This window comes from Streptomyces sp. NPDC050418, assembly GCF_044458745.1.
Classification (GTDB): domain Bacteria; phylum Actinomycetota; class Actinomycetes; order Streptomycetales; family Streptomycetaceae; genus Streptomyces.
The window spans coordinates 336161-357380 of sequence record NZ_JBITIG010000009.1; the positions used below are offsets into that span (position 1 = coordinate 336161).

A 21220-nucleotide genomic window follows, 5' to 3' on the forward strand; every position below is an offset into this window, starting at 1 on the left:
GTGATGGATACGGTCGAATCGTTATAGATCAGACCTATCGGGTAGCGGGAGGCTTCTCATGCGCAGCCCACGAACGGCCAGGACCTTGGGCGTCACCGTCGCCACCGTCACCGTCACCGCGGCGACCCTGTTCGCGGGAGGCTTCGCGGGGCCGGCGGCCGCGGCGGATGACAACGGCGTCGCGGAGCTGGACGCGGAACAGATCCTGCGCAGGTCGGTAGCAGCGTTCAAGACCGCTGAGTCCGTGCACATCGAGATCGACGACGAGGCCGCCACCACGGGAGCCAGGGAGACCGAGCTGTCGGTGGACCGGCAGGGCAACTGCACGGGGGACATGAAGCTGCCGGACGACGGTGGCGGCTTCGAGTTCCTGGTCCTCGCGGACCGTACGGCGTGGATCAAGCCGGACGACAAGCTGCTGGAGAGCCTGGCATCCGACGCGGGCTCCAGCGCGTCGGCAGTACCGGACGATCTCAAGGGGAAGTACATCAAGCGCAACCTGAACAGTTCGCCGGAGCTCGCGAGCCTGAAGGTGCTGTGCAACCTGGGCACGCTGCAGTCCCTGGCGGGTACGCAGATCACCGACCCGGTCAAGGGTGATCAGAGCGAGGTCGACGACACCAAGGTGATCGCAGTCAAGGGCACGGTCAGGGGGCAGGAGCACACGCTGTACGTGGCCACCGAGGGCAAGCCTTATCCGGTGAAGTCGGAGTCGGCGGACGGGAAGATGTCCGCCGAGCTCAGCGACTTCGACGAGCTGGTGACCGTCACGCCGCCGCCGGCGGACGAGGTCGCGACGCTCTGATCCGGCGCGCGTACGACAACGAGGGAGCCCGGTACGCCGACGAGGAGCCCGGTCCGACGAAGAGCGAGCCCGGTACGACGACGAAGCGGGAGCCCGGTACGACGGCGAGGGAGCCCGGCCGAGATATCGGCCGGGCTCCCTCGCCGCTCCCGTCCTTTAGGATTCAGGGCGGCTCGGGGGGTGACGACCGTTTCCGCCTGCCCGGACTCCAGGAACCCGGATACGCGGGGACCGTCCGTAAGCGCGGTAAAAGACCCCCAGGGGGAAGTGAGGAATGCCAGTGATCTGCGTCGGAGGCATGATCGGCATCGGTAAGACGAGCGTCGCCGAGCTGATCGCCAAGGATCTGGGCAGCGATGTCTTCTACGAGAGCGTGGACGACAACCCGATCCTGCCGCTCTTCTACACGGCGAGCCCCGAGGAGATCCAGGCGAAGCGCTACCCCTTCCTGCTGCAGCTGTACTTCCTGCAGACCCGGTTCGCCTCGATCAAGGAGGCGTACAAGAAGGGGGACAACGTCCTGGACCGGTCCATCTACGAGGACTGGTACTTCGCCAAGGTCAACCACGACCTGGGCCGGATCAGTTCCCTGGAGATGCAGGTCTACGAAGGTCTGCTCGACGAGATGATGCGCGAGATCGACGGGCTGCCGTACCGCAAGGCGCCGGATCTCATGGTCTACCTCAAGGCGGACTTCGAGACCGTGCTGCACCGCATAGGCCTGCGAGGGCGCGATTTCGAGCAGGACGAGAGCCTCGTCGCGTACTACAAGACGCTCTGGTCCGGCTACGACGACTGGGTGCACAAGCACTACTCGGCCAGCGAGGTCCTGGTCATCGACATGAACAACACGGACGTCGTCCACAACCCCGAGGACGCGTCACGGGTGGCCCGCGAGGTCCGCGAGGCTCTGGCACTCACGCGCTGAACGAAGAGGGGCCCGGCCGGATCACCGGCCGAGCCCCTGTGTTCCGCTCGTTGGCCTGCGATGGTGCACCAACCGCAGCCCCGGAGCGAACAGGCCTTGGATCAGGCCTTCTTCGTCTCCCAGAAGATCTTGTCGATCTGGGCGATGTAGTCCAGCGCCTTCTGGCCGGTCGCCGGGTCGGTCGACGCTTTCGCGGCCGAGAGGGCCTTGAGGGTGTCGTTCACCAGCTGGTGCAGCTCCGGGTACTTCTCGAAGTGCGGGGGCTTGAAGTAGTCGCTCCACAGCACCGAGACGTGGTGCTTGGCGAGCTCGGCGCGCTGCTCCTTGATGACAACGGCGCGAGCCTGGAAGTGGGCGTCGTCGTTCGCCGCCATCTTCTCCTGGACGGCCTTGACCGACTCCGCCTCGATACGGGCCTGGGCGGGGTCGTACACACCGCAGGGCAGGTCGCAGTGGGCGCTGACCTTCACCTTGGGCGCAAACAGGCGGGAGAGCATGTGGCTGTCCTTCCTCGTGATCGTCTTCTCAGGTGGGACATTACTCCCTGGAGGAGGGACTTTCGCGGGTGCCCCCGGTGGCTTAGGTCAAAAGTCCAGGGTGGGCCTGGGACCCGTGGACGATCCCACTGCACACTGGGAAGGGGTGGCGACACGGATGGCGGGAGGTGCCTGATGCGGGAGTCGGGGCAAGGCGGCGAGGGCAGAGTGCCGTTCGGGATCGCCGAGGTGCACGGGCCGTCCATGGTGCCGACGCTGCACCACGGCGACCAATTGCTGATCCGCTACGGGACGCGCGTCCGTCCCGGTGACGTGGTGGTCCTGCGCCACCCCTTCCAGCAGGATCTGCTCGTCGTCAAGCGCGCGGTCGAGCGCCGTGACGGCGGCTGGTGGGTGCTCGGGGACAACTCCTTTGCGGGCGGGGACAGTACGGACTACGGGACCGTCCCCGAGGAGCTGGTGCTCGCGAAGGTGCTGGGCCGCTACCGGCCGCGCGCGAAGGGTCAGCGGCTGCCGTTCTGGCTGTTCTCCGCCGTGCGGCCCGTTTTCGCGTCCCGCTCGATGCGCTCGGCGGCCTCCTCGCGCTTGCGGGCCCGGTAGGCCGCGACATTGGCGCGGGTCGCGCAGCGGTCGGAGCAGTAGCGGCGCGAGCGGTTCGTGGACGTGTCCAGGTACGCATTGCGGCACGGCGTCGCCTCGCACAGGCCCAGGCGGTCCACGCCGTGCTCGGTGAGGTGGAAGGCCAGGCCCATCGAGGCGATGGCCGCGTAGCCCGCTGTCGCGTTCGACGGGTGGTCCGCGAGGTGCATGTGCCACAGCGGATGGCCGTCGTCGTCGCGGTGGTCGTGCCCGGAGATCTGCGGGCTCACCGGGAACTCGAGCAGCAGGGAGTTGAGCAGGTCGACCGCGAGCGTCTCGTCGCCGCCGTCGGCCGCCTCGAAGACGGCGCGCAGCCGGGCCCGTACGGACCGGAAGCGGGTGACGTCCGCGTCCGTCGCGCGCCGGGCCGCCGACTGATTCGCGCCGAACAGCGCGCGGACCGCCTCGACGCTTGTCAGCACGTCCTTTTCGCGGAGCGGCTCCTCGCTGTTCACGAGACGCACAGCGTAGTCCGAGTAATAGGCCAGTTCCACTTGTAGTCCTTACGGAGGCGGTCTATCGTCGTCGTATCGAAGTAATGGGTGGAGCCCATAGCAGGGGCTTACCTACAGGGTATTACGTACGGAGGGGAACCATGGCGGACACCAAGAGCGGCAGCGGCCTCGGCACCGACTGGCGGGCCTGGCAGGACAGCTGGGACCGGCAGCAGCAGTGGTATCTGCCGGACCGCGAGGAGCGGTTCTCGGTCATGCTCGACATGGTGGAGGCCCTGGTCGGTCCGAAGGCGCGGGTGCTGGATCTCGCGTGCGGTACGGGGAGTATTACGGACCGGCTCCTCAAGAGGTTCCCCGAGGCCGTCAGCACCGGCGTCGACCTCGACCCGGCGCTGCTCACCATCGCCGAGGGCACCTTCGCCGGCGACGACCGCGTCACCTTCGTACGGGCGGACCTCAAGGACCCGCAGTGGGCCGCGAAGCTCCCGTACGACAATTACGACGCCGTGCTCACCGCGACGGCACTGCACTGGCTGCACAGCCCCGAACTGGCCGTCCTGTACGGGCAGGTCGCGGATCTGGTGCGCGAGGGCGGCGTCTTCATGAACGCCGACCACATGCCCGACCCGGCCACCACGCGGATCAACGCGGCGGAGAGCGCCTACCGCAACGCGCGCGCCGCGCGGGTGAAGGCGGAGGGCGTCCTCGACTGGAAGGAGTGGTGGCAGCTCGCCGCCGCCGACCCGGTCCTCGCAGCCCCGACCGCCGAGCGCTTCGAGATCTACGGCGACCACGCCGACGGCGACATGCCCTCCGCCGACTGGCACGCCCGCACCCTGTGCGACATGGGCTTCGCGGAAGCCCGCACGGTCTGGGCCTCCCCGGCGGACTCGCTGGTCCTCGCGCTCAAGTAATTTCAGCCCCTGCGGCGATTGAGCAGATCCGAACGAACGGAGTTCGGATGCGGCCGGGCGAAGCCCGGCAACGAGCAGGGGCGGTACAGGGAAATCCCGTACCGCCCCTGCCGCTTCGACAAGAACTACAGCACCTTCGAGAGGAACGACTGCGTCCGCTCGTGCTGCGGATTGGTCAGGACGTCGCGCGGGTTGCCCGCCTCCACGACCACGCCCTCGTCCATGAAGACCAGCGAGTCGCCGACCTCACGGGCGAAGCCCATCTCGTGGGTGACGACGATCATCGTCATGCCGTCCTCGGCGAGGCCGCGCATGACGTCGAGGACGTCACCGACCAGCTCGGGGTCGAGCGCCGAGGTGGGCTCGTCGAACAGCATCAGCTTCGGCTCCATCGCCAGCGCACGGGCGATGGCGACGCGCTGCTGCTGGCCGCCGGAGAGCTGCGACGGGTAGTTGCCCGCCTTGTCGGCCAGGCCCACCCGGTCGAGCAGACGCTGGGCGCGCTCGCGCGCCACCGCCTTCGACTCGCGCTTGACCTGGACCGGCGCCTCCATGACGTTCTCGAGCGCCGTCATGTGCGGGAACAGGTTGAAGCGCTGGAAGACCATGCCGATGTCCCGGCGCTTCAGGGCGACTTCGCTGTCCCGGAGCTCGTAGAGCTTGCCGTTCTTCTCGCGGTAGCCGACCAGTTCGCCGTCGACCGAGAGCCGGCCGCCGCTGATCTTCTCCAGGTGGTTGATGCACCGCAGGAAGGTGGACTTGCCGGAGCCGGACGGGCCGATGAGGCAGAACACCTCCTGGGGCGCCACCTCGAGGTCGATGCCCTTGAGGACCTCGACATGGCCGAACGACTTGTGGACGTTCTCGGCCTTGACCATGGCGGTCTTGCCGCCGGACTTGTGGACGGGGCTCATCGGAGACCTCCCGACAGGTTGCGCGACGGGATGACGGCGGCCTTGAGGCGCTGCATCGGCGTCGGCGGGAGCGAACGCGTGGAGCCCTTCGCGTAGTAGCGCTCCACGTAGTACTGGCCGACCGACAGGATCGAGGTCATCACCAGGTACCAGGCCGCGGCGAGGAAGTACATCTCCACCGTGGCCGTCGAGCGCTCACCGATCTGCTGGGTGACGCGGAAGAGGTCGAGGTACTGCACCGCCGAGACCAGCGACGTGGTCTTCAGCATGTTGATGACCTCGTTGCCCGTCGGCGGCACGATGACCCGCATCGACTGCGGGATCACGATGCGGCGCAGGGTCTTGGAGTGGCTCATGCCGAGCGCGTGCGAGGCCTCGGTCTGGCCCTCGTCGACCGAGAGCAGACCGGCGCGGCAGATCTCCGCCATGTACGCGGCCTCGTTGAGGCCGAGACCCAGGAGCGCCGTCAGCATCGGCGTCATGAAGTCCGACCACTGGTCCTTGTAGAACGGACCGAGGTTGATGAACTCGAAGACCAGGCCCAGGTTGAACCAGACGAAGAGCTGGACCAGGACCGGGGTGCCGCGGAAGAACCAGATGTAGAACCAGGCGATGGAGCTGGTCACCGGGTTCTTCGACAGCCGCATCACGGCGAGCACGATGCCGAGGACCACGCCGATGAGCATGGCGAGGACCGTCAGCTTCATCGTCTCGACGACACCGTCGAGGATGCGCTCGTTGAAGAAGTAGTCGGGTATCGCTGCCCAGTTGATCTTGTCGGACTGGGCGAATGCGTAGACGATCGCGACGAGGGTGCCCAGCGCGATCAGGGCGGAGACGTACCGCAGCGGGTGGCGGACCGGGATGGCCTTGATGACCTCCGGTCCGCCGCCGCGGGCGCCGCCCGGGTCGTCCGTCTTGTTGACGTCAACAGTCACGGGTGTTGCCTTTCAAGCCAGCGTGAGCCGGGAACCGGTCACTTGCCGCCGTTGACGGTGACTTCCTTGACGGCGCCGTCGGCAACGCCCCACTTCGAGATGATCTCGTCGTACTTGCCGCTCTTGATCACGTTCTCGAGCGCGGCCTTGATCGCGTCACGCAGCTTGTCGTTGCCCTTGGCGAGCGCGATGCCGTACGGGCCGGCCTCGACCTGGTCGCCGACGATCTCGAAGTTCTTGCCGCCGCCCGAGTTCTTCACGCTGTACGCGGCGATCGGGAAGTCGGCGGACACGACGTCGGCGCCGCCGCCGCGCATCCGGGTCTCGGCCTCGGGGTTGGTCGGGAAGTCCTCGACCTTCAGGGCCTTCTTGCCGTCGGCCTTGCACTTCTTGGCCTGGTCCTTCGCGAGGTCCAGGGAGAAGGTGGCCTGCTGCACGGCGATCGTCTTGCCGCAGAGGTCGTCCCAGGTCTTGATGCCCTGGGTCTCGCCCTTGTTGGTGTAGAGGGAGACACCCGCGACGAAGTAGTCCACGAAGTCGACACCCTTGCCGACCTTCTTGCCGGTGTCGCCGTCGATGCCGTTCTGACGGTCCTTGGTGTCCGTCATGGCCGACATCGCGACGTCGTAGCGACCGCCGCCGAGACCGCCGATGAGGTCGGCGAACTTGCCGTTCTGGAACTTGAACTCGACACCGAGCTCCTCGCCCAGGGCGGCCGCGATGTCGGGGTCGATACCGACCGTCTTGCCGTCGTCGTCCACGTATTCGACGGGCGCGTACGCAATGTCCGAACCGACGTTGATGACGCCCTTGTCCTGGATTTCCTTCGGCAGCTTGTCGAAGAGCGCGGCCTTGTTCTTGTCGCCCTTGGAGCCGCCGCCGGTCTTGTCGTCGCCGCCGGTCTGGTCACCGCAGCCCGTCAGGATCAGCGCGCCGGCGACCGCGATGGCGCCGACCGCGGCTATCCGGGACTTGGCGGTCATGCGACGAGTGGTGCTTGCGGTCATGGGGGTCCTCCGGCAGATGTGTGCTGATGAGGGAGATCAGTCAGTGGTCACGCGCACACTGCTTCGGGTGTCGCGACCTTGTGTGATTACGGCATCTTGCCATTCGGACTCGCCGATTCAGGGTGCCACCCATGTCAAAATCGGATAACGGGTGCGGAGCGGGGCGTTGAGCCCCTTGATTCCGGGGGTGACGACCCCTTTGGTGAACCGTCGCTAACCAGCCAAAATGCGCCTGATCTCGCGATCTGGACAGGGTTGTTGCACTTTTCGCCCGGTCTCGCACATTTGACGTAGCTTGATCCCGAGGCTGAGGCGAATCTCTCTCGTGGAGAGCCAGGTTCATCCTGTACAAAAGAGCGTTACACCCCTCATCCGGGGACCAGGGCGCGTGTGCGGCGCGCCCGCGCGCAGACAACTCCCTCCGGGAGGCCCATCGCCCAACGGCGAGGCGTCTGTGCGGTGCCCGCCCACTCCTGAACAGGGAGTGGCAACCCTCAACGATTGAACCTTTAAGGGGTCAGACAAAGTGGCAGCGGAGATCGTCAATCCTCGCAGCGACGCCGGGACGCACGGGGCCGACGAGCCCTTCGACCCGGCCTTCGCGCTGCACCGCGGCGGCAAGATGGCTGTTCAGGCCACTGTGCCGGTCCGTGACAAGGACGACCTGTCCCTCGCGTACACACCGGGCGTCGCCAAGGTGTGCAGCGCCATCGCCGAGCAGCCGGAGCTCGTCCACGACTACACGTGGACCTCCAACGTCGTGGCCGTCGTCACCGACGGTACGGCCGTGCTCGGTCTCGGTGACATCGGTCCTTCCGCCTCCCTTCCGGTGATGGAGGGCAAGGCGATTCTGTTCAAGCAGTTCGGCGGCGTGGACGCGGTCCCGCTGGCCCTCGCCACCACCTCGGTGGACGAGATCGTCGAGACCGTCAAGCGGCTCGCCCCGTCCTTCGGTGGGGTGAACCTCGAGGACATCTCGGCCCCGCGCTGCTTCGAGATCGAGAAGCGGCTCCAGGACGAGCTGGACATCCCGGTCTTCCACGACGACCAGCACGGCACGGCCGTCGTCACGCTGGCCGCCCTGCGCAACGCCGCGAAGCTCACGGGCCGCACGCTCGGTGACCTGCGCGCGGTGATCTCGGGTGCCGGCGCGGCCGGTGTGGCCATCGCCAAGTTCCTGCTGGAGGCGGGCATCGGCGATGTCTCCGTCGCCGACCGCAAGGGCATCGTCAGCCGCGACCGCGACGACCTGACGCCGGTCAAGCGCGAGCTCGCCGAGCTGACCAACAAGGCGAACATCTCCGGCTCCCTGGAGTCCGCCCTCGCCGGCGCCGACGTCTTCATCGGCGTCTCCGGCGGTACGGTCCCGGAGCCCGCCGTCGCCTCCATGGCGCCGGACTCGTTCGTGTTCGCCATGGCCAACCCGAACCCCGAGGTGCACCCCGACGTCGCGCACAAGTACGCGGCGGTCGTGGCCACCGGCCGTTCGGACTTCCCGAACCAGATCAACAACGTGCTCGCGTTCCCCGGCATCTTCGCCGGCGCGCTCCAGGTGCGTGCCTCGCGCATCACCGAGGGCATGAAGATCGCCGCCGCCGACGCGCTCGCCGCCGTCGTCGGTGACGACCTGTCCGCCGAGTACGTGATCCCCTCGCCGTTCGACGAGCGCGTCGCCCCGGCGGTCACCGCCGCGGTCGCCGCCGCCGCGCGTGCGGAGGGTGTCGCCCGCCGCTAGCGGCAGGCGAGTTCAGGCCTCAGGGCCCCGTCTCCTTCGGGAGGCGGGGCCCTTTTGCGCCTTCCTGGAGCGGAAGTTGGGGTACAGGCTTCCCCTGGTTCACCGGGGACTGGTGGGATGCGCGCGGTTGTCCAACCCCAAGACCTGGAGGCAGACGCGTGAACCTCGTCGTCAACGGTGACGCGGAATCCGGACCGGGCGGGAGCGCCGACCCCGTCGGCACCGTCACGGGCTGGCGTATCGCACAGGGCGCCCCCGCGCTGATCGCGTACAGCCTGGGCGGCGGCTATCCGACCCCGGACGATCCCGGTCCCGCCGCGCGCGGCAGCCGGTTCTTCTCCGGCGGCACCAGCCCGCGCACCGCCCTCGTGCAGGACGTCGAGCTGCCGGTGCGCGGCCGGACCGGCCGGCGGGCCGTGGACGCGGGCCGGGTGCGGTACGCGGTGAGCGGCTGGCTCGGCGGCTACGCCGGCCAGGAGGACGGGGCCCGGCTCTCGGTCGAGTTCCGCTCCGCCGACGGCACACCCCTCGCGCTGAGCGTGCTCGGCCCCGTGAGCGCCGCCGAACGCCTGGGTCGTACGGCGCTCGTCCAGTGCGCGGCCGAGGCCGCCGTACCGCCCGGCGCGCGCACCGCCCGCCTCCTGCTCGTCTTCACACGCAGCGGCGGCGGCACCTCCAACGACGGCTACGCGGACGCCGTTTCCCTCACCCTGCACGCCACCGGAGGCCGGTCGTGAACCGTCGTGATCTGCTGAAGGCCGCGGCCGCCGCCGGCGCCCTGAACGTCGCCTGGCCGCTCGCCGTCGGCCTCACCCCGGCGCAGGCCCGCGAGGCCGCCGAGGCCCTCGGCGCCGACTACGATCCGGCGCCGTTCACGCTCGGCGTGGCCTCCGGCGATCCGCAGCCGCACTCCGTGCTCCTGTGGACGAGACTCGCCCCCGAACCCCTCGCCGTGGACCAGGACCTGCCCGAGGTCGTCGAGGTCCACTGGACCGTCGCCGAGGACCCGCGCCTGCGCCGCGTGGTCGCGCGCGGCACCGCCCCGGCCTCCGCGACGCTCGGCCACAGCGTGCACATAGCCGTGGACGGCCTGCGCCCCGGCCGCCACTACTGGTACGCGTTCCGCGCCCTCGGAAAGACGAGCCGCACAGGCCGTACGAAGACGGCACCAAGTGGACGTATCGCCAAAGCGACCTTCGCCACCGCCAACTGCCAGGCGTTCCACGACGGTTACTACGCGGCCCACCGCGGCATCGCCCGCGAGGAGCTCGACTTCGTCGTCCACCTCGGCGACTACATCTACGAGCACGGCCAGGTCGGCGGCGTCCCCGAGAGCCATGTCCGCGACCACGACGGCCCCGAGATCCTCACGCTCGGCGACTACCGCAAGCGGCACGCCCTCTACAAGGGCGACCGCTCCCTGCGCGAGGCGCACGCCGCACACCCGTGGTACCTCACCTGGGACGACCACGAGGTCGTCAACGACTACAGCGGTACGGGCGGCGGGGCGCCGTTCATGAAGCGGCGGGCGGCCGCGTACCAGGCCTGGTTCGAGCACATGCCGCACCGCGACTCCTTCGGCTCGATGGCGCTGCCCGACCCGGAGATCCACCGCGTGCGCCGCTGGGGCGATCTGCTCGAACTGACGGTCCTCGACCTGCGTTCGTACCGCTCGGCACAGAACCTCCCCGACGGCACGATCCTCGGGGACGGCCAGAAGGCCTGGCTGAAGCAGGGCATCGACAAGGCGCCCGACGCCTGGCACGTCTGGGCCAACTCGATCATGCTCAGCCAGCTGCGCGGCCGGCCCGGCGGCGGCTTCATGTTCACGGACCAGTGGGACGGCTTCCTCGCCGAGCGCAAGGAGGTCCTCGGGCATGTGCACTCCGCGGGTCTCGAAGACCTCGTCGTGCTCACGGGCGACTGGCACTCCGCCTTCGTCGACGACATCCGCGTCGACTACGACCGGCCCGAATCCCCGCTCGTGGGCACGGAGTTCACCGCGCACTCGGTCACGTCCGGCGCGTACTCGGCCGACTGGAACGCCGCCAACGGCCCGCTCATGGGCAAGGCCAACCCGCACCTCAAGTACTTCGAGGGCAACCGCTACGGCTACGACGTGTACGAGGTCACGCCCGAGCGGTTCAGCACGCACATGCGGGTGATCGGCGACCGGCGCGACCCGCGCTCGCCGGTGTCGACGCTGACCACCTTCCATGTGGACCGCGGCAAGGCGGGCTCCTACGAGGACCCGGGCACGAAGGGGTCCCCGGCGCAGTACCGCAGGGACTGACGGCGGCGGGCGGGGCGGGCGGCGGGCGGGTGCGGGGCGCGTCACACCGTGGTGCGGTTCCGCCCCGCCCCGCCCGCGCCCTATCGTCACCAGCATGTTCGCCGCCTATGCCGCACGCATCGACCGTGATCAGCCGCTCGACGGATTGGAGCTGGGCGAGCGCCCCGCTCCCGCCGTGCGCGAGGGCTGGTCGACCATCAACGTCAAGGCCGCCTCCCTCAACCACCACGACCTCTGGTCCCTGCGGGGCGTCGGCCTCGGCGAGGACAAGCTCCCGATGATCCTCGGCTGCGACGCGGCCGGCATCGACGCCGACGGCAACGAGGTCGTCCTGCACTCGGTCATCGGCCAGTCCGGCCACGGGGTCGGCCCCAAGGAGCCCCGCTCGATCCTCACCGAGCGCTACCAGGGCACCTTCGCCGAGCAGGTCTCCGTACCCACGTGGAATGTGCTGCCCAAGCCCAAGGAGCTCAGCTTCGCCGAGGCCGCCTGTCTGCCGACCGCCTGGCTCACCGCGTACCGCATGCTCTTCACCAACGCCGGGGTACGGCCCGGGGATTCGGTCCTCGTGCAGGGCGCCGGCGGTGGTGTGGCGACCGCGGCGATCGTGCTCGGCAAGGCCGCCGGCCTGCGGGTCTTCGCGACGAGCCGCGACGAGGCCAAGCGCAAGCGGGCGATCGAGCTGGGCGCGGTGGAGGCCGTGGAGCCCGGCGCCCGGCTGCCGCAGCGCGTGGACGCGGTGATCGAGACCGTCGGGGCGGCCACCTGGTCGCACTCCATCAAGTCGCTGCGTCCCGGCGGCACCCTGGTGATCTCCGGCGCCACCAGCGGCGACCGGCCCTCGCACGCCGAGCTGACCCGGGTGTTCTTCCTGGAGCTGAAGATCGTCGGCTCGACCATGGGCTCGAAGGACGAGCTGGAGGACCTGCTCTCCTTCTGTGCCGCCACGGGCGTGCGCCCCGTGATCGACGACATCATGCCGCTGGACCGGGCGCGCGACGCGTTCGTACGGATGGAGTCCGGCGATCTCTTCGGGAAGCTGGTGCTCTCCGTCTGAGGCGGCGGGGTACCGCCCGCGCGCCGTCGCGACTGTCAATCAAGGTTGACATCACTGTCTCTGTCAACCTACATTGACATCATGACCGAAGCGACGGATCTCGCCGAGCGGGCCGGAGATCGCGACCCCAGGGTCGGGCTGCGAGCGGTCGCCGCACTGCGGCGGCTGCTCGAACAGCTCGAAGCCGTCCAGGTGCGCAGCGCGCGCAACCAGGGCTGGTCCTGGCAGGAGATCGCCGCCGAGCTCGGGGTGAGCAGGCAGGCCGTGCACAAGAAGTACGGGAGGCAGTGATGTTCGAGCGGTTCACGGAGGGCGCCCGGGCCGTGGTCAAGGGCGCGGTCGGGCACGCGGAGCGGACGGGCGCCGCCGAGATCGAGCCGGGGCATCTGCTGCTCGCGCTGCTCGACGGCCGCGGTACGAAGGCCTCGTTCGCCCTCTCCGCGCTGGGCGTGCGCCCGGACGCGGTGATCACGGGCCTCGACGAGGCACGGCGGCGCGGCGGGGTGTCCGCGGCGGACGCCGAGGCCCTGGCCGGGCTGGGGATCGACGTCGGTGCGATCGTCTCGCGGGTCGAGGAGGCGCACGGCGAGGGCGCTCTCGCGCACGGGCGGCCACGCCGGCGGCTGTGGTCCGGGTCCGGGCACCGGCCGTTCACGCGGGACGCGAAGACGGTCCTCGAGCAGTCGCTGCGGGTGGCCCTCGCGCGCAAGGAGAAGTCCATCGGCGACGAGCATCTGCTGCTCGCATTGACGGCGAAGCCCGGTGTCGTACGGGATGTGCTCGCCGGGTGCGGAGTCAGCTTCGACGCCGTGGAGCGCGTCCTCGGCGGCGGGAACGGGAGCGGCGACGGGAACGGGCACGCGGTGGCGAGTTGAGGCATCGCCGCTGGTGAGCGGGATTGTCAGTGGCGAGCGCTAGCTTGGCGGGAGTTGAGTTCTCCGCGCCCTCCACCGACCCGTATCGCCGCTCACCAGGTGCACAAGGAGTCCCTCATGCCCGTGCCCGTCGAATTCGTTCCCGCGCCCGCCGCGGTGTGCCGGCCGGTCACCAAGGTCGGCGGCCAGCCCGTCTGGCTGGAGGAGCCGCAGTGGCCGCTCTCGCGGGAGAGCGGCCTGCCGATGGAGTTTCTGGGGCAGTTCGAGCTGGGTGACGGCCGGCTCGGCTATCTCTTCATGACCGCGTCGGAGTACGGGGACGAGGCGACGTTCGAGCCGGAAGGCGGGGAGAACGCGCTGATCGTCCAGCCCGGTGGCCGCGTCCCCGACTTCGTGGCGACGCGTGCGGACGGGGCGGGGCCGTCGGCGGGCGAGGACTTCGTGCCGCGGACCGTGGAGCGGGCGCCGGAGGGCGAGGAGTGGCAGTTCCTCGGCGGGCCCGGCGTGCAGCCCAACTGGCTGCAGGGCGGGGAGCATCCGGGCGCCGGCTGGGAGCTGATAGCCCAGCTCGACTCGGCGGGTCTGCCGTTCTTCGTCAACTTCGGCGACATGGGGGTGGGGTACGCGTTCCTGTCGCCGGACGGCAAGGAGGGGCGGTTCCTCTGGCAGTGCGGGTAAGGCGGGAGCGGGACCTGGTTACGGGTGTGGGCCGGGGCTGACGTCAGCCCCGGCCCACACCCGCAACCCAGGAACCCCAAGGGGCTCCGAAGCGCCTACTCCGACGCCCGCTTCCGGAGCACCGCCCCGATCCGTACCGCCGCGGCCGCCAACTGACGTCGTGCGTCCGCGACTTGCTCCGCCGTCACGCCGTGATCGCGCGCCGCGTCCCTGAGATCGTCACGGAAGCGGTCGAGCAGCCGGTCCAGGTCGCGGGCCGGGTCGCCGGTGGGCTCCTCGTGCACCCACGCGGGCTGGTCCGCGGCGGATGGGGGCTCGTCGTCCCGTACGGCATCGGACGTGGCATCCGACGTGGCGCCGGACGTGGCGCCGGACCCCGTACCGGTACCGGTACCGGATCCGGTACCGGTACCGGATCCGGTACCGGCCTCGGTCGACGGCTCGCTCGTGGCCTCGGGCTTGCCGAAGTCCACCACGACCTGCGGCTCGGACTCGGGAACCCCCCAGGTGCCCGGCTTCGCGAAGCGGCCGAGCTCCTTGGTGATCTCCGAGAGGCCCTCGCGCAGACCCGTCGGCCAGTCGCCGCGCTGGAAGTGGTCCTGGACCTTGTCCTGGACCGACTTGGCCACGCGCTGCATCTCCTCGCGCGCCTCCTCCTGGGCCTCACGCGTGGCGTCCTGCGCCTGCCGGCGGGCCCGCTGCGCGTCCTCGCGCGCCCGGCGTGACTCGTCCTTGGCGCGGCGCGCCTGGTCCTTGAGCTCCTGCTTCGCGCGCCGCAGCTCCTCCTTGGCGAGCCGCCACGACTCGGAGTCGCCGAAGGCGCCCTCCCAGTCCATGCCGGGCTTGGCCTTCCGGCCGGACGAGCGCGCCTCGCCGGCCGCGGCCCGCATCTCGCGCCGCAGGTCACCGGCCGCGCCGCGCACGTCGTCGCGGATCTCGGCGGCGAGCTCGGCCACGGACTCCCTGATCTCGAGTTCGAGGTCGGCCAGTTCGCCCGCGCGCTCGGCCAGTTCGGCCCGGCCCGCGTCGGTGATCGAGTAGACCTTGCGGCCGCCCTCGGTGGCGTGCGTGACGAGCCCTTCGGCTTCCAGCTTCGCGAGCCGCGGGTAGACGGTGCCGGCGGAGGGGGCGTACAGGCCCTGGAAGCGTTCCTCCAGGAGCCGGATCACCTCGTAGCCATGCCGGGGCGCCTCGTCGAGAAGGCGCAGGAGGTAGAGCCGCAGGCGGCCGTGGGCGAAGACGGGGGGCATGTCAGAGCACCTTCCCGGACGGGCCGTCGGAGGACGCGGGCGGGGTGTCGGCGGGCGGCGTGTCCCTGGGCGCCGGCGGGGCGTCCGCCGGGCCCTCGGGCTCCTCGCGTGCGGGGCGCCGCAGCAGGGCGATGGCGCCGGAGATCGTGGTCGCCTTGAGCTTGCCGCGGCCCGCACCGAGGCGGCCCGTGATCCGCTTGGCGCCCCACTGGCCCGAGACGCGCAGGTCCTCGAAGGCGTTGGAGACGGCGCCGCTCGTGGTGTTCGCCTCGACCTCGGCGTCCGCGGGGTGCGGGAGGCGGATGGCGATCTCGCCCGAGACGCTGTTCAGTGCGACGTCCGTGGCGCGGTCCGCCGGGTCGAGGTCCACGATCATGTCGCCGCTCACGGAGTCGGCCCGCACGGACGCGCCCGCGTCGACGACCGTGAGGTTGCCGGAGACGGAGTTGAACCGCAGCTCGCCCGTGACGGACTGGGCCTCGACATCGCCGGACACGGATTCGGCGCGCACCGGGCCGGTCAGCCCGACCAGGGCGGTGTCGCCGCTGATGCCCTTGACGGTGGTGGGCCCGTCGATGCCGGAGACCATCGCGCTCGCGCCGATCACGCCGACCTCGACACGCGTGCCGGTGGGCACGGTCAGGGAGACGACAGCGCTGCGGCGCCAGCCCTTGCGGTCGAGGAACTTGAGCCAGCCCTTCCAGGGCAGGTCGTCGTAGCCGACGGTGAGGACGCCGTCCTCGTGGACGACGGTGAGCTCCGGGCCGTCCACCTCGGAGATCTCGAGGCGGGCGGTGGTGTCGTCGGGGCTGTCGGTGCCGACGACGTTCACCGTTCCATTGACGATACGAACCTGCAGGGTCGTCACCGGGTCGTCGAAGGTGAGCTTCTGGGGCTCGGCGACGGTCCACGTCGACTCTGGCATGGCTGACCTCCTTCGGCCGGGGTGCGCGGTCCGGTGGCGTGATGCCCGTGACCATGACGTTGATGCAATGACGCGCCATATCGCGTCCCATCCCTAGACACGATATATCGCGGATGGCGGGAGTCAAGGCGCGGGCAACGGCCCGGTACCTGATTTCGGGGTCCGGGATGCCCCTAGGGGAAACGCGCCAATCAGGGCAAAGTGCCCTAGCGTGAGCTCATGGCTGACGATCACGGGCGCTCCGGAGTGCTGCTCCTGTGCCGCTCCGACCCCGCCGCGGTCGGGTCCATCGCCCAGGTGATGCGCGAGCGGATGCTGCTCGCGTCCGCAGGGCCGGAGTGGAGTGTGCTCGTTCCCGAAGGGCGGCCCTGGCGGACCGGCGACGGGCCCGTCGACCTCGTCGCGAACGGCTGGGCCACCGCGCTCGCCATCGGCGGCCCCTGGCCGGTGCTCGCTCTGTGGTGGGACGAGGACCGGGCCGGGTTCACGCTCGCGTCCGGTTTCCGGCGCACGATCGGGTACGTGTGGCTGGCGAACGGGACGCCGGCGGGGGAGGAGGAGGCGCTCAGCAGTTTCGTCGCACGGCTCGGCCTCGACCCCGTACTCGACATGCAGGCCCTCGACGTCCTGGCCCGGCCCGACGCGGCGGCGGACGCACGGGCGCGGCTGGTCGGGCTGCTCGCGGTGCTCGGGCGGGACGGCCTCGTCCTGCCCGAGGGTCTGACCCCCGGCCTGCCGCACGCGGACCTGCTGGCCGCGGCCGCGCGCGTGCCCGGGGTCGCGTCGGTGGAGTGGGCGGGCTGGCGCAAGGCGGTCAGCGACGAGCTGGACGTCATCGAACGCGGCCCGATCGGGCCCTGGGTCCGCGGGCCCCGCGTCCGGGCGCTGGCATGGGTCCAGCTGCTGGCCGGGGCGCCGGTCCTCGTGCTCGCCGCGCGGCGGCGGAGTCCGGGGTGGGCCACGGCCGGGGTGGTGCTGATGGTCAACGGGGCGCTGGGGCTCGCGTACGACTCGGTGCGGGCGCGCGACTGAGACGGGGGAGTCCTACTCGTCCTCGTCGTCGTCCAGCCGCGCAAGCCACGTGGCCAGACGCTCCACCGGGACCTCGAAGTCCGGGTTCAAGTCGACGAACGTACGGAGCTGTTCGGCCAGCCACTCGAAGCTGACCTCCTCCTCGCCGCGTCGCTTCTCCAGTTCCTCGATGCCACGGTCCGTGAAGTACATGGGTTCAGGATAAGGCGGTACGAGGGCGGGGCCGCACCCCCCCGAAGGGAGTGCGGCCCCGCTCACGTACAACCGATGATGCCGGGCCTTACGCCTCGAACACCTCGGCCATCAGCTGCTCCTGCTCGGCCTGGTGGCGCTTGGCCGAGCCGACCGCCGGGGACGAGCCGTGCGGGCGCGAGACGCGGCGCAGGCGCTCGTCGTGCGGGATGTCCGCGCCGACGGCCAGGTCCAGGTGGTCGATCAGGTTGAGGGCGATGAAGGGCCATGCACCCTGGTTCGCCGGCTCCTCCTGGGCCCAGATGTACTTCGCGGCGTTCGGGAACTTCGCGATCTCCGCCTGGAGCTCGGCACCCGGCAGCGGGTACAGGCGCTCGATACGGATGATCGCCGTGTCCGTGATACCGCGCTTGGCGCGCGCGGCCTCGAGGTCGTAGTAGACCTTGCCCGCGCAGAACACGACCTTGCGGACCGCGGCCGGGTCGACCTGGGAGTCGCCGATGACCGGACGGAAGCCGCCCGTGGTGAACTCCTCCGCCTTGGACGCCGCGGCCTTCAGACGCAGCATCGACTTCGGCGTGAAGACGACCAGCGGCTTGTGGTGCGGGTTGTGGACCTGCCAGCGCAGGAGGTGGAAGTAGTTCGACGGGAGCGTGGGCATCGCGACCGTCATGTTGTCCTGCGCGCACATCTGCAGGAAACGCTCCGGGCGGGCGGACGAGTGGTCCGGGCCCTGGCCCTCGTAGCCGTGCGGGAGCAGGAGCGTCACACCGGAGTGCTGGCCCCACTTCTGCTCGGCGGAGGAGATGAACTCGTCGACGACGGTCTGCGCGCCGTTCACGAAGTCACCGAACTGCGCCTCCCACATGACGAGCGCCTCGGGACGGGCCAGCGAGTAGCCGTACTCGAAGCCCATCGCCGCGTACTCGGAGAGCAGCGAGTCGTAGACGTTGTAGCGCGCCTGGTCGTCCGAGAGGTACAGGAGCGGGGTGAAGTCCTCGCCCGTCTCACGGTCGATCAGGACGGCGTGACGCTGGCCGAAGGTTCCGCGGCGCGAGTCCTGGCCCGCGAGGCGGACCGGGGTGCCCTCGAGCAGCAGCGAACCGATGGCGAGGGTCTCGCCCATGCCCCAGTCGATCGTGCCGTCCTCGACCATCGCCGCACGGCGCTGCAGCTGCGGCAGCAGACGCGGGTGCACGGTGATGTGGTCGGGGATGTTGACCTGGGACTCGGCGATCCGCTTGACGACCTCCTGGGAGACCGCGGTGGTGAGCGTCACCGGGAAGTCGGCCTGGGCACCGGGGACCTCGGCCGGGGCCGAGTGCGAGGTGGCCTCGCGGACCTCGGTGAAGACCTTCTCCAGCTGGCCCTGGTAGTCCTGCAGCGCCTGCTCGGCCTCTTCGAGCGTGATGTCGCCACGGCCGATGAGGGACTCGGTGTAGAGCTTGCGCACCGAGCGCTTCTTGTCGATCAGGTCGTACATCAGCGGCTGCGTGAACGCCGGGTTGTCCGTCTCGTTGTGGCCGCGGCGGCGGTAGCAGATGAGGTCGATGACCACGTCCTTGTTGAACGCCTGGCGGAACTCGAAGGCGAGCCGCGCGACGCGGACGACGGCCTCGGGGTCGTCGCCGTTCACGTGGAAGATCGGGGCCTCGATCATGCGGGCCACGTCGGTCGAGTACATGGAGGAGCGCGAGGACTCGGGCGCCGCCGTGAAGCCGACCTGGTTGTTGATGACCACGTGCACGGTGCCGCCGGTGCGGTAGCCGCGCAGCTGCGACATGTTCAGGGTCTCGGCCACGACGCCCTGGCCCGCGAAGGCCGCGTCGCCGTGGATCGCGACGGGCAGGACCGTGAAGTCCGTGCCGCCCTTGTTGATGATGTCCTGCTTGGCGCGGACGACGCCCTCCAGGACCGGGTCCACCGCCTCCAGGTGCGAGGGGTTGGCGGTGAGCGAGACCTTGATCTGCTCGCCGTCCAGACCGGTGAAGGTGCCCTCGGCGCCCAGGTGGTACTTCACGTCGCCGGAGCCGTGCATCGACTTCGGGTCGAGGTTGCCCTCGAACTCGCGGAAGATCTGCGCGTACGACTTGCCGACGATGTTGGCGAGGACGTTGAGGCGGCCGCGGTGGGCCATGCCGATGACGACCTCGTCCAGACGCGACTCGGCGGCGCTGTCGATGACCGCGTCGAGCAGCGGGATGACGGACTCGCCGCCCTCCAGGGAGAAGCGCTTCTGGCCGACGTACTTCGTCTGCAGGAAGGTCTCGAAGGCTTCCGCCGCGTTCAGCCGGCGCAGGATGCGCAGCTGCTCCTCGCGCTCGGGCTTGGTGGAACCGCGCTCGACGCGGTCCTGCAGCCACTTGCGCTGCTTCGGGTCCTGGATGTGCATGAACTCCAGGCCGGTGGTGCGGCAGTAGGAGTCACGCAGGACGCCGAGGATGTCGCGCAGCTTCATCATCGACTTGCCGGCGAAGCCGCCGACCGCGAACTCGCGCTCCAGGTCCCACAGCGTGAGCCCGTGCTCGGTGATGTCCAGGTCGGGGTGCTTGCGCTGGCGGTACTCCAGCGGGTCCGTGTCGGCCATGACGTGGCCGCGCACCCGGTAGGAGTGGATCAGCTCGAAGACGCGCGCCGCCTTGGTGACGTCGTCGTCGTGCGAGGCGTCGATGTCCTTGAGCCAGCGGACCGGCTCGTAGGGGATGCGGAGCGCCTTGAAGATCTCGTCGTAGAACTCGCCCTCGCCGAGGAGGTGGTTCGCGACGTTGCGCAGGAACTCGCCGGAGGCGGCGCCCTGGATCACACGGTGGTCGTACGTCGAGGTGAGGGTCATCACCTTGGCGATGCCCAGCTTGTTCAGGGTGTCCTGCGAGGTGCCCTGGAACTCGGCCGGGTAGTCCATCGAGCCGACGCCCATGATCACGGACTGGCCGGACATCAGACGCGGCACGGAGTGGACCGTGCCGAGGCCGCCCGGGTTCGTCAGCGAGCAGGTGACGCCCGTGAAGTCCTCCATCGTCAGCTTGCCGTTGCGGGCGCGCCGGACGATGTCCTCGTAGGCCTGCCAGAACTCGAAGAAGTTCAGGGTCTCGGCCTTCTTGATGCCCGCCACGACCAGCTGGCGGTCGCCGTTGGGCTTCACCAGGTCGATGGCCAGACCGAAGTTGACGTGCTCCGGCTTGACCAGGGTGGGCTTGCCGTCCTTGACCGCGTAATGCCAGTTCATGGAGGGCATGGCCTTGATGGCCTGCACCATCGCGTACCCGATGAGGTGCGTGAAGGAGACCTTCCCGCCGCGGGCGCGCTTGAGGTGGTTGTTGATGACGATGCGGTTGTCGAAGAGCAGCTTCACCGGGACGGCGCGCACCGAGGTCGCGGTGGGCACCTCGAGGGAGGCGTCCATGTTCTTCGCGACGGCGGCGGCAGGGCCGCGCAGGGTGATCAGCTCGGGGCCGGCCGGGGCCTCGGCCGCGGGTGCTGCCTGGGCAGCCGGCTTCGCGGCGGGGGTGGCGGGCTTGGCGGTGGCGGGCGCGGCAACTGCCGCGGGCTTCGCCGGAGCCGGAGCCGGAGCCGGAGCAGCGGCCTGGGCCGGAGCGGCGGCCGGGGCGGCAGGAGCGGCCGGAGCCGCGGCCTGGACCGGGGCGGCCGCGGGAGCAGCCGGGGCGGCCGTGGTGCTCGCAGCCCCCGCGGCTGCGGCAGGGGCGGGACTTCCGGCGCTCTCCGTCTTCAGCGGGGCGGCGGCGTTGCCCCCCGGCTTGTAGTCGGCGAAGAAGTCCCACCAGGCACGGTCGACCGAATTCGGGTCCTGGAGGTACTGCTGATAGATCTCGTCGACGAGCCACTCATTGGGACCGAACGCGGCGGCAGGGTTCTTGCCCTGCCCCGTTTGGTCGGTCGTGGTGCTCGAGTTACTGGGGGACTGTGGCGACACGGCGGTAACCGCCCTCTTCCGCTTCACAAGGTGATGGACAGCGGGAATAAAGGCTACGCCTCCCGGGCCGAGAGGTGCAGACCGGGCGGGCCTTCCGTCACGTAAGTCACATCACAAGACATCACAAGACGCGTTTCGGAGCGGGAAATGGCGGG

The 21220-nt window shown here is 69.8% G+C and carries 21 protein-coding genes; 12 read left to right on the plus strand and 9 right to left on the minus strand.

Going from position 1 to position 21220, the window contains the following annotated elements:
• The first annotated feature begins 58 nt into the window (after positions 1 to 58).
• Both ACIBI4_RS23785 and ACIBI4_RS23790 read left to right on the plus strand, forming a co-directional pair.
• Positions 59 to 805 carry a hypothetical protein gene (locus ACIBI4_RS23785; protein ID WP_399206005.1) on the plus strand — a complete coding sequence of 249 codons (747 nt, stop codon included), beginning with the start codon at positions 59 to 61 and terminating at the stop codon, positions 803 to 805.
• 274 nt (positions 806 to 1079) lie between these two features.
• Positions 1080 to 1733 carry a deoxynucleoside kinase gene (locus tag ACIBI4_RS23790; RefSeq protein WP_399206007.1) on the plus strand — a complete coding sequence of 218 codons (654 nt, stop codon included), beginning with the start codon at positions 1080 to 1082 and terminating at the stop codon, positions 1731 to 1733.
• A 101-nt stretch (positions 1734 to 1834) separates the two neighbouring features.
• Here ACIBI4_RS23790 and sodN read toward each other — a convergent pair whose 3' ends face one another.
• Complete coding sequence (gene sodN / locus ACIBI4_RS23795) at positions 1835 to 2230, minus strand: superoxide dismutase, Ni (RefSeq protein WP_187811750.1); 396 nt, start codon at positions 2228 to 2230, stop codon at positions 1835 to 1837.
• 174 nt (positions 2231 to 2404) lie between these two features.
• Here sodN and sodX point away from each other — a divergent pair, with 174 nt between their 5' ends.
• On the plus strand, positions 2405 to 2830 hold the full coding sequence (gene sodX / locus ACIBI4_RS23800) for a nickel-type superoxide dismutase maturation protease (RefSeq protein WP_399206008.1): 426 nt from the start codon (positions 2405 to 2407) through the stop codon (positions 2828 to 2830).
• On the opposite strand, the gene ACIBI4_RS23805 is transcribed toward sodX, so the two are convergent.
• Positions 2734 to 3363, minus strand: a complete 630-nt coding sequence (locus ACIBI4_RS23805) for a CGNR zinc finger domain-containing protein (protein ID WP_399206009.1) — start codon at positions 3361 to 3363, stop codon at positions 2734 to 2736. The two genes, sodX and ACIBI4_RS23805, sit on opposite strands and share 97 nt — an antisense overlap.
• Positions 3364 to 3464: 101 nt before the next feature.
• On the opposite strand from ACIBI4_RS23805, the gene ACIBI4_RS23810 reads away from it, so the two are divergent.
• Positions 3465 to 4238, plus strand: coding sequence for a class I SAM-dependent methyltransferase (locus ACIBI4_RS23810; protein WP_399206010.1), 774 nt, complete (start codon positions 3465 to 3467; stop codon positions 4236 to 4238).
• A 125-nt stretch (positions 4239 to 4363) separates the two neighbouring features.
• Here ACIBI4_RS23810 and ACIBI4_RS23815 read toward each other — a convergent pair whose 3' ends face one another.
• The 3 genes from ACIBI4_RS23815 to ACIBI4_RS23825 are packed head-to-tail and all read right to left on the minus strand — an operon-like array spanning position 4364 to position 7097.
• Entirely contained in the window at positions 4364 to 5116 is a 753-nt protein-coding gene (locus tag ACIBI4_RS23815; RefSeq protein WP_399206091.1) for an amino acid ABC transporter ATP-binding protein, read from the minus strand.
• 32 nt (positions 5117 to 5148) lie between these two features.
• On the minus strand, positions 5149 to 6090 hold the full coding sequence (locus ACIBI4_RS23820; RefSeq protein WP_399206011.1) for an amino acid ABC transporter permease: 942 nt from the start codon (positions 6088 to 6090) through the stop codon (positions 5149 to 5151).
• 38 nt (positions 6091 to 6128) lie between these two features.
• Entirely contained in the window at positions 6129 to 7097 is a 969-nt protein-coding gene (locus ACIBI4_RS23825) for an ABC transporter substrate-binding protein (RefSeq protein ID WP_399206012.1), read from the minus strand.
• 526 nt (positions 7098 to 7623) lie between these two features.
• On the opposite strand from ACIBI4_RS23825, the gene ACIBI4_RS23830 reads away from it, so the two are divergent.
• From ACIBI4_RS23830 to ACIBI4_RS23860, 7 genes are all read left to right on the plus strand, one after another.
• Complete coding sequence (locus ACIBI4_RS23830; RefSeq protein ID WP_399206013.1) at positions 7624 to 8832, plus strand: NADP-dependent malic enzyme; 1209 nt, start codon at positions 7624 to 7626, stop codon at positions 8830 to 8832.
• A 158-nt stretch (positions 8833 to 8990) separates the two neighbouring features.
• A complete protein-coding gene (locus ACIBI4_RS23835; protein WP_399206014.1) occupies positions 8991 to 9569 on the plus strand; it encodes a phosphoesterase in 579 nt (192 codons plus the stop codon).
• The gene (locus ACIBI4_RS23840; protein ID WP_399206015.1) at positions 9566 to 11125 is read left to right on the plus strand and encodes an alkaline phosphatase D family protein; all 1560 of its coding nucleotides are present in this window, start codon (positions 9566 to 9568) and stop codon (positions 11123 to 11125) included. The genes ACIBI4_RS23835 and ACIBI4_RS23840 overlap by 4 nt, the downstream gene beginning before the upstream one ends.
• A gap of 94 nt (positions 11126 to 11219) precedes the next feature.
• Positions 11220 to 12182, plus strand: a complete 963-nt coding sequence (locus ACIBI4_RS23845; RefSeq protein ID WP_399206016.1) for a zinc-binding dehydrogenase — start codon at positions 11220 to 11222, stop codon at positions 12180 to 12182.
• A gap of 81 nt (positions 12183 to 12263) precedes the next feature.
• Positions 12264 to 12473, plus strand: a complete 210-nt coding sequence (locus ACIBI4_RS23850) for a helix-turn-helix domain-containing protein (protein ID WP_018571396.1) — start codon at positions 12264 to 12266, stop codon at positions 12471 to 12473.
• The gene (locus ACIBI4_RS23855) at positions 12473 to 13057 is read left to right on the plus strand and encodes a Clp protease N-terminal domain-containing protein (RefSeq protein WP_399206017.1); all 585 of its coding nucleotides are present in this window, start codon (positions 12473 to 12475) and stop codon (positions 13055 to 13057) included. Before ACIBI4_RS23850 ends, ACIBI4_RS23855 begins: the two co-directional genes overlap by 1 nt.
• A 117-nt stretch (positions 13058 to 13174) precedes the next feature.
• On the plus strand, positions 13175 to 13735 hold the full coding sequence (locus ACIBI4_RS23860) for a hypothetical protein (RefSeq protein ID WP_399206018.1): 561 nt from the start codon (positions 13175 to 13177) through the stop codon (positions 13733 to 13735).
• 95 nt (positions 13736 to 13830) lie between these two features.
• Here ACIBI4_RS23860 and ACIBI4_RS23865 read toward each other — a convergent pair whose 3' ends face one another.
• Together ACIBI4_RS23865 and ACIBI4_RS23870 are read right to left on the minus strand one after the other, a co-directional pair.
• Positions 13831 to 14985, minus strand: a complete 1155-nt coding sequence (locus ACIBI4_RS23865) for a helix-turn-helix transcriptional regulator (RefSeq protein ID WP_399206019.1) — start codon at positions 14983 to 14985, stop codon at positions 13831 to 13833.
• A 1-nt stretch (position 14986) separates the two neighbouring features.
• Positions 14987 to 15910 (minus strand): DUF4097 family beta strand repeat-containing protein, encoded by a 924-nt coding sequence (locus tag ACIBI4_RS23870; RefSeq protein ID WP_399206020.1) that lies wholly within the window; start codon positions 15908 to 15910, stop codon positions 14987 to 14989.
• A 219-nt stretch (positions 15911 to 16129) separates the two neighbouring features.
• On the opposite strand from ACIBI4_RS23870, the gene ACIBI4_RS23875 reads away from it, so the two are divergent.
• Positions 16130 to 16942 (plus strand): hypothetical protein, encoded by an 813-nt coding sequence (locus tag ACIBI4_RS23875; protein WP_399206021.1) that lies wholly within the window; start codon positions 16130 to 16132, stop codon positions 16940 to 16942.
• A gap of 12 nt (positions 16943 to 16954) precedes the next feature.
• Here the strand turns inward: ACIBI4_RS23875 and ACIBI4_RS23880 are convergent, their stop codons facing one another.
• The gene (locus tag ACIBI4_RS23880) at positions 16955 to 17134 is read right to left on the minus strand and encodes a DUF6104 family protein (RefSeq protein ID WP_399206022.1); all 180 of its coding nucleotides are present in this window, start codon (positions 17132 to 17134) and stop codon (positions 16955 to 16957) included.
• An 88-nt stretch (positions 17135 to 17222) separates the two neighbouring features.
• Positions 17223 to 21065 (minus strand): multifunctional oxoglutarate decarboxylase/oxoglutarate dehydrogenase thiamine pyrophosphate-binding subunit/dihydrolipoyllysine-residue succinyltransferase subunit, encoded by a 3843-nt coding sequence (locus ACIBI4_RS23885; RefSeq protein ID WP_399206024.1) that lies wholly within the window; start codon positions 21063 to 21065, stop codon positions 17223 to 17225.
• Positions 21066 to 21220 lie beyond the last annotated feature (155 nt).